The organism is Chelativorans intermedius (assembly GCF_025398255.1).
Lineage (GTDB): Bacteria > Pseudomonadota > Alphaproteobacteria > Rhizobiales > Rhizobiaceae > Chelativorans > Chelativorans intermedius.
Window position 1 is genome coordinate 16,798 of the sequence record NZ_JAODNW010000005.1, and the last position, 16,740, is coordinate 33,537.

At 67.8% G+C, this 16,740-nt stretch carries 18 protein-coding genes; 10 read left to right on the forward strand and 8 right to left on the reverse strand.

Annotation, left to right across the window (positions count from 1 at the left end):
• Nucleotides 1-3: 3 nt before the first annotated feature.
• Nucleotides 4-804, reverse strand: coding sequence for an MBL fold metallo-hydrolase (locus NYR58_RS05835; RefSeq protein WP_261519550.1), 801 nt, complete (start codon nt 802-804; stop codon nt 4-6).
• 178 nt (nt 805-982) lie between these two features.
• On the opposite strand from NYR58_RS05835, the gene NYR58_RS05840 reads away from it, so the two are divergent.
• Nucleotides 983-1,732, forward strand: a complete 750-nt coding sequence (locus tag NYR58_RS05840; protein ID WP_261519551.1) for a YebC/PmpR family DNA-binding transcriptional regulator — start codon at nt 983-985, stop codon at nt 1,730-1,732.
• Nucleotides 1,733-1,754: 22 nt separating this feature from the next.
• Nucleotides 1,755-2,036 carry a SelT/SelW/SelH family protein gene (locus NYR58_RS05845; RefSeq protein ID WP_261519552.1) on the forward strand — a complete coding sequence of 94 codons (282 nt, stop codon included), beginning with the start codon at nt 1,755-1,757 and terminating at the stop codon, nt 2,034-2,036.
• 193 nt (nt 2,037-2,229) lie between these two features.
• On the opposite strand, the gene rpmE is transcribed toward NYR58_RS05845, so the two are convergent.
• Nucleotides 2,230-2,451, reverse strand: a complete 222-nt coding sequence (gene rpmE, locus NYR58_RS05850) for a 50S ribosomal protein L31 (RefSeq protein ID WP_261519553.1) — start codon at nt 2,449-2,451, stop codon at nt 2,230-2,232.
• Between the two features lie 192 nt (nt 2,452-2,643).
• Here rpmE and NYR58_RS05855 point away from each other — a divergent pair, with 192 nt between their 5' ends.
• Nucleotides 2,644-4,446: an ABC transporter transmembrane domain-containing protein gene (locus NYR58_RS05855; RefSeq protein ID WP_261519554.1), complete on the forward strand. Its 1,803-nt coding sequence runs from the start codon at nt 2,644-2,646 to the stop codon at nt 4,444-4,446.
• A gap of 25 nt (nt 4,447-4,471) precedes the next feature.
• Here the strand turns inward: NYR58_RS05855 and NYR58_RS05860 are convergent, their stop codons facing one another.
• Both NYR58_RS05860 and NYR58_RS05865 read right to left on the reverse strand, forming a co-directional pair.
• Nucleotides 4,472-5,503 carry a peptidoglycan -binding protein gene (locus NYR58_RS05860; RefSeq protein WP_261519555.1) on the reverse strand — a complete coding sequence of 344 codons (1,032 nt, stop codon included), beginning with the start codon at nt 5,501-5,503 and terminating at the stop codon, nt 4,472-4,474.
• On the reverse strand, nt 5,503-6,519 hold the full coding sequence (locus NYR58_RS05865) for a MotA/TolQ/ExbB proton channel family protein (protein ID WP_261519556.1): 1,017 nt from the start codon (nt 6,517-6,519) through the stop codon (nt 5,503-5,505). The genes NYR58_RS05860 and NYR58_RS05865 overlap by 1 nt, the downstream gene beginning before the upstream one ends.
• 235 nt (nt 6,520-6,754) lie before the next feature.
• On the opposite strand from NYR58_RS05865, the gene NYR58_RS05870 reads away from it, so the two are divergent.
• Nucleotides 6,755-7,675 (forward strand): NAD-dependent epimerase/dehydratase family protein, encoded by a 921-nt coding sequence (locus NYR58_RS05870; RefSeq protein WP_261519557.1) that lies wholly within the window; start codon nt 6,755-6,757, stop codon nt 7,673-7,675.
• Here the strand turns inward: NYR58_RS05870 and NYR58_RS05875 are convergent.
• From NYR58_RS05875 to NYR58_RS05890, 4 genes are all read right to left on the reverse strand, one after another.
• Nucleotides 7,647-8,441, reverse strand: coding sequence for an inositol monophosphatase family protein (locus NYR58_RS05875; protein WP_261519558.1), 795 nt, complete (start codon nt 8,439-8,441; stop codon nt 7,647-7,649). The genes NYR58_RS05870 and NYR58_RS05875 overlap by 29 nt on opposite strands.
• Nucleotides 8,442-8,491: 50 nt before the next feature.
• Nucleotides 8,492-9,055, reverse strand: coding sequence for an elongation factor P (gene efp / locus NYR58_RS05880; protein ID WP_261519700.1), 564 nt, complete (start codon nt 9,053-9,055; stop codon nt 8,492-8,494).
• 113 nt (nt 9,056-9,168) lie between these two features.
• Nucleotides 9,169-10,188: an SEL1-like repeat protein gene (locus tag NYR58_RS05885; RefSeq protein ID WP_261519559.1), complete on the reverse strand. Its 1,020-nt coding sequence runs from the start codon at nt 10,186-10,188 to the stop codon at nt 9,169-9,171.
• Nucleotide 10,189: 1 nt separating this feature from the next.
• Nucleotides 10,190-10,843 (reverse strand): thiamine phosphate synthase, encoded by a 654-nt coding sequence (locus tag NYR58_RS05890; RefSeq protein ID WP_261519560.1) that lies wholly within the window; start codon nt 10,841-10,843, stop codon nt 10,190-10,192.
• Nucleotides 10,844-10,975: 132 nt separating this feature from the next.
• Here NYR58_RS05890 and NYR58_RS05895 point away from each other — a divergent pair, with 132 nt between their 5' ends.
• The 6 genes from NYR58_RS05895 to ruvB all read left to right on the forward strand — a co-directional run bounded on the left by NYR58_RS05895 (nt 10,976) and on the right by ruvB (nt 16,688).
• A complete protein-coding gene (locus NYR58_RS05895; RefSeq protein ID WP_261519561.1) occupies nt 10,976-11,749 on the forward strand; it encodes a sulfite exporter TauE/SafE family protein in 774 nt (257 codons plus the stop codon).
• Between the two features lie 50 nt (nt 11,750-11,799).
• Nucleotides 11,800-13,443: an acyl-CoA synthetase gene (locus NYR58_RS05900; RefSeq protein WP_261519562.1), complete on the forward strand. Its 1,644-nt coding sequence runs from the start codon at nt 11,800-11,802 to the stop codon at nt 13,441-13,443.
• A 338-nt stretch (nt 13,444-13,781) separates the two neighbouring features.
• Nucleotides 13,782-14,312, forward strand: a complete 531-nt coding sequence (gene rcdA / locus NYR58_RS05905; protein WP_261519563.1) for a protease adaptor protein RcdA — start codon at nt 13,782-13,784, stop codon at nt 14,310-14,312.
• A 72-nt stretch (nt 14,313-14,384) separates the two neighbouring features.
• Nucleotides 14,385-14,900, forward strand: a complete 516-nt coding sequence (gene ruvC / locus NYR58_RS05910) for a crossover junction endodeoxyribonuclease RuvC (protein ID WP_261519564.1) — start codon at nt 14,385-14,387, stop codon at nt 14,898-14,900.
• Nucleotides 14,897-15,517, forward strand: coding sequence for a Holliday junction branch migration protein RuvA (ruvA, locus tag NYR58_RS05915; protein ID WP_261519565.1), 621 nt, complete (start codon nt 14,897-14,899; stop codon nt 15,515-15,517). The genes ruvC and ruvA overlap by 4 nt, the downstream gene beginning before the upstream one ends.
• A gap of 133 nt (nt 15,518-15,650) precedes the next feature.
• Nucleotides 15,651-16,688 (forward strand): Holliday junction branch migration DNA helicase RuvB, encoded by a 1,038-nt coding sequence (gene ruvB, locus NYR58_RS05920; protein ID WP_261519566.1) that lies wholly within the window; start codon nt 15,651-15,653, stop codon nt 16,686-16,688.
• The last annotated feature ends 52 nt before the right edge of the window (nt 16,689-16,740 follow it).

A 16,740-nucleotide genomic window follows, 5' to 3' on the forward strand; every position in this document is an offset into this window, starting at 1 on the left:
CGGCTACACGCCGTCGAGCACGACGACGGTCGGCCTGCGCGGCAGGTTCGCCAGCGAGACGGTAAGCGAGCGCGAATCGCGGAAGTCGATGTCGAAGCCTTCGCCCATGCGCCGCGTGAAGGCTTCGAGCGGCGTGGCGTGGCGGTGCATCGGCAGGATGATGGAGGAGGAAAGGCGGCGCGCGATCTCGCTCATGCCGTCGAGCGAAAGCGTCAGCCCGCCGTCGACGGGCACCATCACCACGTCCAGCCGGCCGATGGCCGCGTAGTGGGAATCCTCCAGCCGGTGATGAAGATGGCCCAGATGGCCGATGCACAGGTCCGCCACCTCGAAGATGAAGATCGAGTTGCCGTCCTGCTCCATCGTGCCGTAGCGGCGGATGTCTGTGGTCACGTTGCGGATGTAGACGTCCTCGACCGTCAATGCGTGGCGGGCCGGCCCGCCCTGCGGGTTCCAGCCGCGCAGCACGTGGGCGATCGCCGGATCGGGCGTGTCGGTGAAATGGGTGCTGTGGGCCTTGTTCATCGTCACCACGTCGGGCAGGGGCTCGGTGCCGTAGACGCCGGAAAAATCGGTGGCGATGCGCACTCCGGCCGGCGTCTCGATGACGTAGGTGGAGTGGCCGGCATAGGTGATCCGCACCTCGCCGGAGACGGCCTGGACCGGGCGCAGGCTCGCGAAGACGGCGCCGGGCAGCGCGCGGGCCATGGCCATGCAGGTGCTGGGATGCGGCTCCTGCGCGCGCGCGGCGAGCGGCAGGAAGAGGAAGGCAAGGAAAAGGGCAATCGGGCGCAAAGCGGACATCGGCGTCTCCCCGGATTGGCCTTTGATCCTAGCCGATCGGCGCACCGGCTGCCACGGCAGCGCCCTCACCATTGCGTGAGGGCTTCGAAAAGCCCATCTTTTCTGGACGTTGCCGGCTGATTTCACTATAAGGCCGGGCATTTCCGAACGCTCGAAGCGACGCCGACAAAGGAGCCCCATGGCTGGCCATTCACAGTTCAAGAACATCATGCACCGCAAGGGCCGCCAGGATGCGGCCCGCTCGAAGATCTTCTCCAAGCTGGCGCGCGAGATCACCGTCGCCGCCAAGTCCGGCCTGCCCGACCCGGCGATGAACCCGCGGCTCAGGCTGGCCGTGCAGAACGCCAAGGCGCAGTCGATGCCCAAGGAGAACATCGAGCGCGCCATCAAGAAGGCGTCGGGCAACGATTCGGAGAACTATGAGGAGGTGCGCTACGAAGGTTACGGGCCGGGCGGCGTGGCCCTCATCGTCGAGGCGCTGACCGACAACCGCAACCGCACAGCCTCCAATGTGCGCGCCGCCTTCACCAAGGCCGGCGGCTCGTTGGGCGAGACGGGCTCGGTCTCCTTCATGTTCGACCGCGTCGGCGAAATCCTCTATCCGGCCTCGGCCGGCGATGCCGAAAAGGTGATGGAAGCGGCCATCGAGGCCGGCGCCGAGGACGTCCAGTCGGACGAGAACGGCCATGTGATCACCTGCGCCTTCGAGGACATCGGCGACGTGACCACGGCCCTCGAACGGACGCTCGGCGAGGCCGAATCGGTGAAGGCCGTCTGGCGGCCGCAGACCGGAGCGCCGGTGGACGAGGAGAAGGCGCAGTCCGTGCTCAAGCTTATCGCCACGCTCGAGGATGACGACGACGTGCAGAACGTCTACGCCAATTTCGAGGTGGATGACGAAACCATGGCGAGGCTCAGCGCCGCCTGACGGGAACGCCCCGGAGACACCGATGAGCGGCCACCGCGTCACCATCGCCTATTGCACCCAGTGCCAATGGCTCCTGCGTGCCGGCTGGATGGCGCAGGAGCTTCTGTCCACCTTCTCCACGGAGCTCGCCGAGGTGACGCTGAAGCCCGGCACGGGCGGCATCTTCGAAATTCACTGCGATGGGGAGCTGGTCTGGGAACGCAAGCGCGACGGCGGCTTTCCCGACGCGGCGGAGCTGAAACGGCGCATACGCGACATCATCGCGCCGGAGCGCGCGATGGGGCATCTGGATCGAAAGGGTTAGGCCGGTTCATCGTTTCATCGAAACGCCGATCCGGTCCATCTATCTGCTTTTGCCGCATTTGTGCGACGCCAGATGATTCCATCTGGCTGCAAAATGCCCTGGGCGACCGCCGGAGCCTGCATGAAAGGCGCACAAAGCAAGGCCCGCCGGGCAGGACCCGGCGGGCCTTGCTTTTCCGGTTCATCGCCGGGCGTCAGATGCCCAGGCCCTCGTAACGCTTCTTGAAGCGGGAGACGCGGCCGCCGCGGTCCACCAGCGTCTGCTGGCCGCCGGTCCAGGCGGGGTGCGTGGTGGGGTCGATGTCGAGGTGCAGCGTGTCGCCCTCCTTGCCCCAGGTGGAACGCGTCTCGTACTCGGTGCCGTCCGTCATGACGACCTTGATCTTGTGATAGTCGGGGTGGATGTCGGCTTTCATGGCTCAGTCCTGAATCTGCATTCGCATCCGGGCGCGGCCCGCGCTGCGGCAATCTCGCCCATTCTGAAAACTTGAAGCCGCAGCCATTGCCCGCTACGGCTTCGGAAAGGTTCGCGTGCCTATACATCAGGTGCCCGGTGGACACAAGGCCGGCCGGGCAAATCCTGAAGGCGCACCGGAAGGACGAGGGACATGGAAGAAACCGGCCCGTCGAGGCAAGGCTCGCGACGCTCGCTCAAGCCGCTGCGCGGGCTCCTGCCCTATCTGCGCCCGTATCGGGGGCTCGTGGCGGGCGCCGGCTTCTTTCTGCTTCTGGCGACGGCGGCAACACTTGCCATCCCGCTTGCCGTGCGGCGGGTGATCGACAGAGGCTTCTCGCAGGCCGACGGTTCCTTCGTGACCACCTATTTCACCGCGCTCATCGCGCTGGCGGCGCTGCTGGCGCTGGCCTCGGCCTGCCGCTACTACTTCGTCATCACGCTGGGCGAGCGCGTGGTGGCGGATCTGAGGCGCAATGTCTTTGCCCATGTGCTGCGGCTTTCGCCGGCCTTCTTCGACACCGCGCAGTCGGGCGAGATCGTTTCCCGGCTGACGGCGGATGCAACGCAGATCAAGTCCGCGGTCGGCGCCACCGCTTCGCTGGCGGCGCGCAACACCATCCTGGCGCTCGGCGCGGTGGGCATGATGGTGATGACCAGCCCCCGGCTTTCCACCCTCGTGGTGGGCGCCATACCCGTCATCGTGCTGCCGCTCGTCGCCTTCGGCCGCGCGGTACGCCGGCGCTCCCGCCATGCCCAGGACACGCTGGCGCGCGCATCGGCCTTCGCCGGCGAGCAGATCGGCGCGGTGCGCGTGCTGCAGGCCTTCACCAGCGAGGAAGGCGTTGCGGCCCGTTTCAACGCGGCGGTGGAGGCCGCCTACCAGGCCGCCCGGCACTCCGTGCTGGCCCGTGCCGTCCTCACCTTCTTCGTGATCGCCGGCGTTTCCGCCTCGGTGGTGGCGGTGCTGTGGGTCGGCTCGCGCGATGTGCTGGCCGGCACGATGAGCGAGGGCACGCTCGTGCAGTTCGTGCTCTACGCCGTGCTGGCGGCGGGCGCCCTCAGCGCGCTGTCGGAGGTATGGGGCGAGCTTTCCCAGGCGGCGGGCTCGACGGAACGCATGATGGAGCTCATGGCCCAGAAGCCGGCCATCGCCACCCCGCAGGTCCCCCGCGCGCTGCCTGTGCCGCCGCGCGGTGCCGTGGCCTTCCGCAATGTCGGCTTCTGCTATCCCACAAGGCCGGACCGTTCCGCCCTCAAAGGGCTTTCCTTCTCCGTGGCGCCGGGTGAGACGGTGGCCATCGTCGGGCCGTCCGGCGCCGGCAAGAGCACGGTCTTCGCGCTGCTGCTGCGCTTCTACGACCCGCAGGAAGGCGCCATCTTCCTCGACGGCGTGGACGTGAGGCAGGCCGATCCCAGGGCGGTGCGCGAGAGGATGGCCATCGTGCCGCAGGAGGTGACGGTTTTCGATGCCTCCATCGCCGAGAACATCGCCTTCGGCCGGCCCGGAGCGGGGCGCGAAGAGGTGGAGGCGGCGGCACGCGCCGCGCATGCGCATGATTTCATCATGGCGCTCGAAGAGGGCTACGACACGCAGGTGGGCGAGCGCGGGGTCACGCTCTCGGGCGGCCAGCGCCAGCGGCTGGCGATTGCGCGCGCCATCCTGCGCGATGCGCCGATCCTGCTTCTCGACGAGGCGACCTCCGCACTCGACGCCGAAAGCGAGACGCTGGTGCAAAGGGCGCTGGAAGGGCTGATGCGCGGGCGCACCACCATCATCGTCGCCCACCGGCTGGCGACGATCCTCAAGGCCGACCGCATTCTGGTGATGAGCGAGGGGCGCATCGTGGAGGAGGGCACCCATGCCGACCTGGTGGCCCGCGGCGGCGTCTATGCGCGGCTTGCCAGCCTGCAGTTCGAGGCGGGCGCGGATGCGTTCAGGGGCGCGGCGGAGTGACGGGCGGGAGCGGCGCGCCTGACTGTCACCGCTCCGTCAGCTTCAGCTCGATGCGGCGGTTCCTTGCACGCGCCTCCGCCGTGTCTGCGGTCTCCAGCGGCTGATATTCGCCGAAGCCGGCCGCCACCAGCCGCTCGGCCGGCACGCCCTGCTCGATCAGGAACTTGACGACCGCGATGGCACGGGCTGCCGAAAGCTCCCAGTTGTCGCGGTAGCGCCCGGTGCCCGACAGCGGCACGTTGTCGGTGTGGCCATCGACGCGCAGCACCCAGTTGATCTCCGGCGGGATCTCCTTCTGCAGTTCGAGGATGGCGCCGGCAAGTTTCTGCATCTCCTCCCGCCCGCGCTCGTTGATCTCCGTTGCGCCGGAGGCGAACAGGACCTCCGACTGGAAGACGAAGCGGTCGCCGACGATGCGGATGTTCTCCCGGTCGGAGAGGATCTCGCGCAGGCGGCCGAAGAAGTCGGAACGGTAGCGATTGAGCTCCTGCACGCGCTGGGCGAGCGCGACGTTGAGGCGGCGGCCCAGATCGGCGATCTTGGCCCTGGATTCCTGGTCGCGCTGCTCGGAGACTTCGAGAGCGGCCTCCAGCGCGCCGATCTGCTGGCGCAGCGCCGAAATCTGCTGGTTCAGAAGCTCCACCTGGGAAAGCGCGCGCTGGCTGACCTGGCGCTCCTCCTCAAGCTCGCCCGTCAGCGTCTGGATGCGCACCTGCGCCGCCTGGCTGCGGCCGGCGCCGCTGGCCAGGATCTGCTCAAGGCGCGACTGCTCCGCCTCCGCTTCCGCCAGGGAGGCGCGCAGGCTGGCGATCTGGTCTTCGGCGTCCTGCACGTTGGAGCGTTCGAGCGCCAGAAGCTGGGTCAGCTCGTTCACCTGTGCGTTGAGGCGGTCGAGCACGGCATCGCGGCTGGTGATCTCGCGGCTCAGGAAGAACTGCGCCAGCACGAAGACCGACAGCAGGAACATGATGGCAAGCAGGAGCGTGGCAAGGGCATCGACGAAGCCCGGCCAGTAGTCCACGGCCCTGTCGCGGCGGCGTCCGCGTGCCAGCGCCATCAGCCATCATCCCGTTTCTTCAGGGCCTCGGCGATCTGCTCCAGAGTCTCGCGCAGCGCCTTCTGGTCCTCCGCCTGGGCCTCCACCCAGTCGCGCATCATCTGCTGTTCCTGGCGCATGCTCTTCACAAGGCCGGAGATGCCGCTGGCAAGCGCGGCCATGGCGGCGGCGGTGCGCGGGCTGCTGCCGCCCGATTCCTGCAGCGTGCGCAGCTTCTCCGCCAGCACCCGCAGCTCCTCGGAGTTGCCGTTTCTGGCGCTGTCGGCGAGATCCGAGCTCAGATCGGTGACGGTGGACAGCCAGTTCTCGAGCTCGATGTAGAAACGATTCTGGGCGCGGCCGGCCTGCAGATCGAGAAAGCCGAGGATGAGCGAGCCGGACAGGCCGAACAGCGAGGAGGAGAAGGCCGTTCCCATGCCGCTCAAGGGCGCGGAAAGCCCCGCCTTGAGCGAATCGAGAACGTCGTTGGCATCGCCCGAACCGGGATCGAGCGACTGGATGGTGTCGCCGATGGAGCCGATCGTCTGCAACAGGCCCCAGAAGGTGCCGAGCAGGCCGAGGAAGACGAGCAGGCCGATGAGATAGCGCGAGATGTCGCGGCTCTCGTCCAGCCGTGTGGCGATGGAATCGAGAATGGAGCGCATGGAGCTGGGCGACAGCGCCATGGTGGAGGAACGGCTGAGAAGCGCCTTCATGGGAGCCAGCAGCACCGGCTCCGTGGCCTCGGTTCCCGCCAGGAAGGAATTGATCCAGCGCACCTCGCGAAACAGCCTGACGACCTGCGCGAAGGCCAGCAGGATGCCGACGGCGAGCACGCCGAGAATGAGCCCGTTCAGCCCCGGATTGCTCTGAAAGGCTGCGGAAATCTGGCGATACAGGATCGCGGCCACAAAGCCGGCAATCGCCAGGAAGATCAGCATCGAATAGAGGAAAACCTGGGGGCTCGAAAGGCTTCGCGGATCGTATCTTTCCTCGGCGGTGAGGCCGTCCGCTCCCAGCGATTTCAGCAAGGCCATCTGTTCCTCGAGTTGGTTGGGCCGCGTGGAGAGGGCGCGCTGCTGGCGGGACGCTGTGCGCCGCACAGATACAACCTACATTGCCCGCCGCGGGGCGCCAACCACAATCCACCGGCCCGTTCATGCCTGAGACCGGCCCCGACTCTAAACGGAATTGTGACGAAATTGAAATAAGCGTTCCCCTTTCGTGCGATGCGTGGAATACCGGCGATCCGCAAAGAGAGGACGGGCTTTCATGGCGCATGTGCTGGTGACGGGTGCTTCCGGCTTCATCGGCCGGCATCTGGTGCCGGTGCTGGCGGCACGCGGCCACCGGGTCAGCGAGGCGGGACGGCGCCGCCGCCCCGGGGGCGGGCGCTTCGTGGCGGTCGGGGAGATCGGCCCCGCGACAGACTGGGGCGGAGCGCTGTCGGGCGTCGATGCCGTCGTCCACCTCGCCGGGCTGGCGCACCGGGAAGCGGCGGGTGCGGCCGAGCACTTCGCCGTCAACGAGGCGGGCACGAGGCGGCTTGCCGAGGCCTGCGCGCAGGCCGATGTGCGCACGCTCGTCTTTCTGAGCAGCATCGCGGCGCGCGACGGCGCCGGCGCCTACGGGCGGTCGAAGCGCGCCGCGGAGCGCCATGTGCTGCGCCTTTCCGAAGGGCAGGGGTGCACCGGTATCGTTCTGCGCCCGCCGCTCGTCTACGGGGCAGACGCGCCGGGCAACTGGGGCCGCCTGCTGCGCCTTGCCGCCAGCGGTGTGCCGCTGCCCTTCGGGCAGGTGGCCAACCGGCGCTCCCTGTGCGCGGTGGAAAACCTGTGCGATGCCGTCGCCACGGCGCTTGCGGCCGGACTTGGCGGCGCGGGCAGCGGCATCTACGAGATTGCCGACCGCGAGCAGGTGTCGCTTCGCGACATCGTCTCGTGGCTGCGGGCGGGGATGGGGCGGCCAGCACGGCTTCTGCCGGTGCCCAGGGGTCTGCTGCGGGTCATGGCCGTTGCCAGCGGCCGGCGCAGGCTTGCCGCCGCGCTGCTCGACGACCTGACGCTCGATCCGGGCCGCTTCATGCAGACGTTCGACTGGGTGCCGCCCGAGACGGCGCAGGCGGCGATTGTGCGCTGCGGCCGCCTCCACGTGGCGCGCGGGGTCAGCGAAGCGGCTTGGCCAGAACCTTGAGCAGCGCGCGGTGGATGGCTTCGTTGCCGGCGACGACGGAGCCGGTGGACAGCATCTCGTGGCCGCCCTTCCGGTCGGTGACAAAGCCGCCGGCCTCCCGAATCATCAGGATGCCGGCCGCGATGTCCCAAGGGCTCAGCGCGTCCTCCCAGAAACCGTCGAAACGGCCGGCAGCGACATAGGCAAGGTCCAGCGAGGCCGCGCCCAGACGGCGGATGCCGGCGGTCTCCGCCATCACATTGCGCAGGTCGATGAGCGCCTGGCCATGGTCGCCGCGGCCCAGATGGGGAATGCCGGTGCCCACCACCGCGTCTGAGAGGCGGCCGCGCGCCGCCACCCGCATGCGGCGGTCGTTGCAGAAGGCGCCGCCGCCGCGCTCGGCGGTGTAGAGCTCGTCCATGGCCGGGTTGTAGATGACGGCGGCGACAAGCTGGCCCTGCCGCTCCAGCGCGATGGATACGGCAAACAGGGGGATGCCGTGCAGGAAGTTGGTGGTGCCGTCGAGGGGATCGACCAGCCAGCGGTGCTGGGCGTCCTCGCCTTCCCGCACGCCGCTTTCCTCCATCAGGAAGCCATAGCCGGGGCGGGCGCGCGACAGCTCGCTATAGACGATCTCCTCGGCGCGGCGGTCGGCCTGGCTCACATAGTCGCCCGGTCCCTTCAGCGAGACCTGCAGGTTCTGCACCTCGCCGAAATCGCGCGCCAGGGAGCGCCCGGCCTTCATGGCGGCCTGGACCATGACGTTGATGATGGCCGAACGCGGCATCGCTCGTGTCCTCGGGGTCGTGTGGCTTCAGGGCATGTGCGGCGGCGCCGTCAGTCGGCGCGGCGCACATAGGTGATGTCGTTGGTGTCGACGACGATCTTCTCGCCGGCGGTGATGAAGGGCGGCACCATCACGCGCACGCCGTTTTCCAGCACGGCAGGCTTGTAGGAGGAGGCGGCTGTCTGGCCCTTGACCACGGGATCGGCCTCGGCGACCTGCAACGTCACCTGGTCGGGCAGCGAGATGCCGATCGGCTTCTCCTCGTAGAGATCCACGGTGACGGTCATGCCGTCCTGCAGGAAGGCGGCGCGGTCGCCCACGAAGTCCTTCTGCAGTTCGAGCTGCTCGTAGGTCTCCATGTCCATGAAGACCAGCGCATCGCCCTGCTCGTAGAGATAGGAGAAATCCTTCTGCTCCAGGCGCACCCTCTCCACCGTTTCGGCGGCGCGGAAACGCTCGTTGAGCTTGGTGCCATCGATCAGGTTCTTGAGTTCCACCTGGTTGTAGGCGCCGCCCTTGCCGGGCTTGACGTGGTTGGTCTTGACCGCCACCCACAGGCTGCCATTGTGCTCGATGACGTTTCCGGGACGGATTTCGTTGCCGTTGATCTTCATCCTGAACCTGTCGTGATCCATCTCCGCATCGCGCGGATGCCGGCGCCTCCAAGACCACAAAATGATTGCCGAGGCAAGCCGAAGGCGCGGCCCGGCCGCGGGGCTGGCGCACTTTACTGCGCGTCCGCGCCCTCCGCCTCTCCTCCGTCTCCTCCACGCAGCCGGTTGGCGCGCTCTATGGCCTCCTTCAGCTCCTCGTTCGTCAGCCCGTCCATGAAATCCTGCATCTGCGGGTCGCGAAGGCCGGCGCGGCGGGCCAGAATGTACCATGCGGCGGCTTCCACCGGGTCGGCCTCGACGCCGACGCCGGCACGGTAGAGCTTGGCCAGGCGGTTCTGCGCCGCCACATTGCCGCCCTCGGCGGCCCGCTTCAGCCAGGCGAAGCCCTGCTCGGGGCGGGGTTCGCCGCCGCGGCCTTCCACCAGCCAGGTGCCGAGATCGAGCTGCGCGGAGTCATAGTTCTGGCGCGCCGCCTTTTCCAGCCAGCGGCGGGCCTCGGCCTCGTCCACCGGGCGGCCGCCCGCGCCGTTGGCGCTGACCTGGGCCATGGCGTATTGCGCATCCGGCAGTCCGGCCTCGGCGGCGCGCTCGTACCAATCGACCGCCTCCCTGGCCGGATCGCCGCGTTCCATCATCATCTGCGCGAGGTTGAACTGGGCGAGCGGCTTGCCCGCCCGGGCGGCGCTCCGCATGAGCTCGAACGCCCGCTCCCGATCCTCCTCCACGAATTCGCTGCCGAGCAGCAGCAGCGCATACTGCATCTGCGCGTTGGGGTCGCCGCCCTCGGCCGCCCGGGCATACCACTTGGCCGCTTCCTGCGGGTCGCGGGCCACGCCGAGGCCACGGGCGTAAATCTCGGCCATCAGCGTCTGCGCGGCGGCATCGCCCTGTTCGGCGCGCGGGCGGGCAAGCTCCAGCGCAGTCAGGTAATAGCCACGCTGAAAGGCCCCGAAAGCGAGGTCCGGCAGCTTGCCGAAGCGCCGCGGGTCGACCGTCTCAAGCGTCGGTCCGTCCATGGCGGGCCTGGCCTGCTTGGCGTCCGCCGCCATGCCTTCCTGCGCGCGTGCGGGCGGTCCGCCCGGCGTGGCGGCGAGCAGGAGAGCAAGACAGGGTCCGGCGGCACGCCTCATCATGTCATCCGTCTTCCAGCAGGGGGGCGTGGGCATCCAGAAGCCTGTTGGCTTCTGCCACCATCTGCGCCGGGTCCGCCCCCGCGTCGAAGACGGCAGCCCCGAGCGCCACGAACTCCGCACCCGTCTCGGCGACCGTGCGCACGGAGGCGATGTCGGCACCGGCCATGACGATACAGGGAATCTCGATCATCTGCGACCACCAGGCGCCAAGGGCCAGGTTGCGCGGATGCGGCGCCGGCTTCACGTCGTAGCCGAAGCGGCCGAAGAAGATGTAGTCAGGCTGCGTCTCGCCGAGTTCCAGCGCGTCGTCGCGATTCTTGGCGCCGCCGCAGCCCACCATCATGCGGTTCTGGTATTTGCGGACGGCCTCTGCAAGCTCCGCCTTCGAGCCCTCGATATGGATGCCATCGGCCCCCACCCGCGCGGCGATGCGCGGCTCGCCGGCCACCACGCAGGCCACGCCGTGGCCCTGCGCCAGTCTTGCCAGGCGCTCGGCGCGGGCCTGGAAGGCGGCCTCGTCGCCGTCATGGGCCGGCACGATGAGCGAGGCGACGTCACCGGCCGACAGGGCGGCCTCGATGCGCGCGCCATCGCCATCGCCGGGCGGCGGGGCGATGAGCACGATACGGCAGCGGTTCGGTGCTTGTTCCTGCATGGCTGGCGGCCTTTCCTGTTGCCGTGGGCATAGCGAAGCGCCGTGCCCCCCACAAGAGGAAACGAAAAGTTGGCGCAACCCCTCGTCAAGCGGCGCAAATGAGGCTATGACCGCGCACGATCGACGTGTCTCATGGCTCCCATTCTCAGCGACCCCCTGTTCTATCTGGCCGCCGTTCCGGCCGTCATCCTTGTCGGCCTGTCGAAGGGCGGGTTCGGCGGCGCGATGGCACTGCTCGGCGTGCCGCTGGTGGCGCTTGTGGTGCCGCCGGTGCAGGCGGCGGCCATCCTGCTGCCCATCCTCATCGTCATGGACATCGTCTCGCTTTGGGCCTGGCGCGGCTTCTTCGACCGGCGGCTGCTCGCCATCATGCTGCCGGGCGCTCTGGCCGGCATCGCCATCGGCTGGCTGACAGCGGCGGTGGTGACCGAGGCGCATGTGCGTCTGATCGTCGGTCTCGTCACCCTCCTCTTCTTCGTGCGCTGGGCCGTGGACAAGGTGCGGCGCAATGAACGCATCGCCCGGCACAACGCGCCGAAGGGCTTCTTCTGGGGCACGGTGGCCGGCTTTACCAGCTTCGTGGCCCATGCCGGCGGGCCGCCCTACCAGGTCTATGCGCTGCCGCTCAGGCAGGACCCGAAGCTTTATACCGGCACGAGCGTGGTCTTCTTCGCCATCGTCAACGCCATCAAGCTGGTGCCCTATTTTGCGCTCGGCCAGTTCGACGCCACCAACCTGACCGCTTCCCTCATCCTCGTGCCGCTGGCGCCGCTGGCCACGCTGGCCGGGGCCTGGATCGTCAGGCGCATGAAGCCGCAGGTCTTCTACCCCTTCATGTATGGTATGGTGCTGATCGTTTCGCTGAAGCTCATCCATGACGGGGTGCGCGGGCTTTGGGGCTGGTGAGAGGCAACCTCCTGGCGTAAGAATCGTACGACAACGCCCGGGAGGAGACCGTGAGCCAAAATCCCTATGCACAGAATCTCGACAGGAATCCGGCGAACCATCAGCCGCTCACACCGCTGACGCTTCTGGAGCGGGCGGCGCAGGTGTTTCCCGATCATCCGGCCGTCATCCACGGGAACACACGGTACACCTATCGCGCCTTCTGGCAGCGGGCGCGCCGTCTCGCCTCGGCGCTGGCCCGCCACGGCATCGGCAAGGGCGACACGGTTTCGGTGATGCTGTCCAACACGCCGGCGATGCTCGAGGCGCATTTCGGCGTGCCGATGACGAAAGCGGTGCTGCATTCCATCAACACGCGGCTGGATGCCGCCGTCATCGCCTTTCAGCTCGATCATGCCGAGGCCAGGGTGGTGATCGTCGACCGCGAGTTTTCCGCCGTCATGAAGGAAGCGCTCGCAAGAGCCAAGGCGCAGCCGCTGGTGATCGACTACGACGACCCGGACTATCCCGCTGACGCGCCCTATCCCAAGGGAGAGCGCATCGGCAGCCAGGACTACGAGGCTTTCGTCGCGTCCGGCGATCCCGAGTTCGCCTGGGCGATGCCGGATGACGAGTGGGATGCCATCTCCCTCAACTATACTTCCGGCACCACGGGAAATCCCAAGGGCGTCGTCTACCACCATCGCGGCGCGGCGCTGATGGCCTATTCCAACACCATCCATGCGGGGCTCGGGCGGCACCCGGTCTATCTGTGGACCCTGCCCATGTTTCACTGCAACGGGTGGTGCTTTCCCTGGACGCTGGCCCTGCAGGCGGGCACCCATGTGTGCCTGCGCTGGGTGCGGGCGAAGGCCATGTACGACGCCATCGCCGACCATGGGGTGACGCATCTGTGCGGGGCGCCCGTCGTGATGGCGACGCTGATCAACGCCGAGGAGACGGAGCGGCGCGCCTTCGCGCAGACCGTCACCTTCAGCACCGCAGCCGCCCCGCCGCCCGAATCGGTGCTGGCCGCAATGGCCGAGGCGGGCTTCTCCGTCACCCATCTCTACGGCCTGACGGAAACCTACGGTCCGGCGGTGGTGAACGAGTGGAAGACGGCTTGGGACGGGCTCGAAGGCGCGGCCAAGGCCACGCGCAAGGCGCGGCAGGGCGTGCGCTACGCCGCGCTCGAAGGGCTGGCCGTGCTCGACCCGCAGACCATGACGCCGGTGCCCGCCGACGGCGAGACGATGGGCGAGGTGATGTTCCGCGGCAACATCGTCATGAAGGGATACCTTAAGAACAAGGCGGCGACGGACGAAGCCTTTGCCGGCGGCTGGTTCCACTCCGGCGATCTGGGGGTGATGCACCCGGACGGCTACATCCAGCTCAAGGACCGCTCGAAGGACATCATCATTTCCGGCGGCGAGAACATCTCCTCAATCGAGGTGGAGGACGCGCTCTACAAGCACCCGGCCATCGCCGCCTGTGGCGTGGTGGCGCGGGCCGACGAAAAATGGGGCGAGACGCCGGTGGCCTTCGTGGAGCTGAAGCCGGGCAGGCAGGCGAGCGCGGAGGAGATCATCGCCCATTGCCGCAACCATCTCGCGGCCTTCAAATGCCCGCGGCATGTATTTTTCGTGGAAATCCCCAAAACCTCGACCGGCAAGATCCAGAAGTTCAGGCTGCGCGAGATGGCCAGGACACTGTGAGGGCGGGCAGAGGAAAATTTTAATCGAAGGATCGCCGGTTCGTTAACTTCCAGTTAAGCTTTACGTGTGTTTACTGTGCAAATCCAGTTATCTGGATTCTTACCGAGTGGCTGGAGCCATTCTGTTTGACGCCTCCCTGTTTGACTCCTGAGAGCCGCGATCCGCGGCTCTTTTTTTGTCCGCCCGCCTTCATTGCGCCCGGAATCGCCCGTTAACGCTTTGTTAAGCGAGGGCTTGCGTTCGCCGGCGGCGAAGCGCATTTTCGACACCTCCAGAAACGCCGTGTGACAAGGGACAGGTGCCGGTGCGGGCACCATGAGAGTGGGGACTGGATACGCATGATCACGGGCAGCACGGGCAGCGCCAATATGGTCAGGCTGGCCGAGAGGCGGGTTTTCTCTCCATCCTTCAAGCCGCTCTATGACGAAGGCATGGGGCTGGTGGAGGAGGCCGCGGAATATCTCGACGGCGAGGGGCGCCTTGCCGCGAAGGGTCTGCCGCGCACGGTGGCCGGGCTCTATGCCGCCGAATCGATGCGCCTGACGACACGGCTCATGCAGCTTGCCTCCTGGCTGCTTCTGCAACGCGCCGCCAATTCCGGCGAGATGACGCGCGAGCAGGTGGCGGTGGAAAAGGCCAAGGTGCGCCTCGACACCGCCTCCGCCCAGGAGGACGCTCCCGGCTGGGAGGAGCTGCCGGCGGCCTTTCGCGATCTGGTGCGCCGCTCGCTGCGGCTTGAGGCGCTGGTGCGGCGCATGGATCGCGAGATCTATGGCGCGGACGGCGAAGGCGGCATTGCGGGCGATGCCGCGCACAACCCCGTGTCGGACCAGATCACGCTTCTGGAGACCGCCTTCGGGCGCGGCTGAACATGTCGCAGGCCGCCGCCGCTGCCTTGCTTGCCTGATGGCAACGGGCCGGGCAGCGGTTATGGTGAGGCCATGGCAAGCGCGATTCGCATCATTGGCATCGACCCGGGGCTGAGGCGCACCGGCTGGGCCGTCATCGAGACGCTCGGCAACGGCCTGCATTTCGTGGCCGCCGGCACGGTGCGCTCCGACGACAAGGCGGCGCTGGCGGCGCGGCTGTGCCAGCTTCACGACGGCCTGTCCGACATATTGCAGGCGCACAGGCCGCACGAGGCGGCGGTGGAGGCCACCTTCGTGAACAAGGACGCGGCGGCGACGCTCAAGCTCGGCCAGGCGCGCGGCATCGCCATGCTGGTGCCGGCGCGCGCCGGGCTCAGCGTCGCCGAATATGCGCCCAACGCGGTGAAGAAGGCGGTGATCGGCGTGGGCCACGGCGACAAGAAGCAGATCCACATGATGGTGAGAGTGCTGATGCCGAAGGCGCGGTTCGACACGGACGATGCGGCGGATGCCATCGCCATCGCCATCTGCCATGCGCATCACCGCCAATCCGCCGCAGCGCGGCTCGCCATGGAAGCGGCGACATGATCGGCAAGCTGAAAGGCATCGTCGACGAGATCGGCGACGACCATTGCATCATCGATGTCGGCGGCGTGGGCTATGTGGCCTATTGCCCGGCGCGCACGCTGGCCGGCCTGGAGGGTGTGGGCGCGGCGGTGACGCTGTTCATCGAGACCTATGTGCGCGAAGACATGATCCGCCTCTACGGCTTCCGCACGGCGCTCGAGCGCGAGTGGTTCCGCCTTCTGCAGAACAACGTGCAGGGGGTGGGGGCGAAGGTCGCGCTTTCGGTGCTTTCCACGCTTTCGCCGGCCGAGCTTGCCAACGCCATCGCGCTCAAGGATGTGGCCATGGTGGCGCGGGCCCCCGGCGTGGGGCGCAAGGTGGCAGAGCGCATCGTGACGGAGCTGAAGAGCAAGGCCCCGGCCTATGCCGGGGAGGCGGCAGGCGGTATCGGGCTGAAACAGGAGCTGGGCGAAGGGGCCGCGCCGGCGCCCGTCTCCGACGCGGTCTCGGCGCTTGCCAATCTCGGCTATTCGCGGGACGTGGCCGCCAATGCGGTGGCCGCGGCGCTGAAGGCGGCCGGCGAAGGCGCGGATGCGGGAACGCTGATCCGGCTGGGGTTGAAGGAGCTGGCACGATGAGCCTGGCGGTGCGCGCCGGCGCGGATGGCCGGGCCGTGCTTGACGCTCTTCGGCCGTTGATGGCAAGTGCCTGGCTCACGCCACAGCGCGGCGCAGGGGTTGCGCGGAGCGTTTCCGGCATGGAGCGTGTTTCATGAGCGAGGTTTCCCGCCTCATCTCCGCCGACAAGCGCGGCGAGGATGCCGACGTCACGATGCGGCCGCAGACGCTCGACGAATTCGTCGGGCAGGCGGCGGCACGCGCCAATCTGAAGGTCTTCGTGGAGGCGGCGCGGGCACGCGGCGAAGCGCTCGATCACGTCCTGTTCGTCGGACCGCCGGGCCTCGGCAAGACCACGCTGGCGCAGATCATGGCGCGCGAGCTGGGCGTCAACTTCCGTGCCACCTCCGGCCCCGTCATCGCCAAGGCCGGCGACCTGGCCGCACTTCTCACCAATCTGGAAGAGCGCGACGTTCTCTTCATCGACGAGATCCACCGGCTCAACCCGGCGGTGGAGGAAATCCTCTATCCGGCCATGGAGGACTACCAGCTCGACCTCATCATCGGCGAGGGGCCGGCGGCGCGCTCGGTGAAGATCGACCTTGCGAAGTTCACGCTGGTGGCGGCGACGACGCGCCTCGGCCTTTTGACCACGCCGCTGCGCGACCGCTTCGGCATTCCCGTGCGGCTGGACTTCTACACGGTGGAGGAGCTGAGAACCATCGTCGCGCGCGGCGCACGCATCCTGGGGCTGGCGCTTAGCGAGGACGGGGCGGAGGAGATCGCCCGCCGCGCCCGCGGCACGCCGCGCATTGCCGGCCGTCTCCTGCGCCGCGTGCGCGACTTCGCCTCCGTGGCGGGCGCGGAACGGGTGACACGCCAGGTCGCCGACGAGGCGCTGTCGCGGCTGGAGGTGGATGCGCTGGGACTCGACCAGCTCGACCGGCGCTATCTCACCATGATCGTGGAGAATTTCGGCGGCGGGCCCGTCGGCATCGAAACCATCGCCGCCGCCCTCTCGGAGCCGCGCGATGCCATCGAGGACATCATCGAGCCCTATCTCATCCAGCAGGGCTTCATCCAGCGCACGCCGCGTGGGCGCGTGCTGGCGGCAAAGGCCTGGAAACATCTGGGATTGGCCGCGCCGAAGGAGCTTGCGCAGGCGCAGATCAATCTGTTCGAGGAGGAGTGAATGGGGCGGTGAATGGGAGAAGGGGATTGCGAGGAGGAGCAAAAAAGAGCCC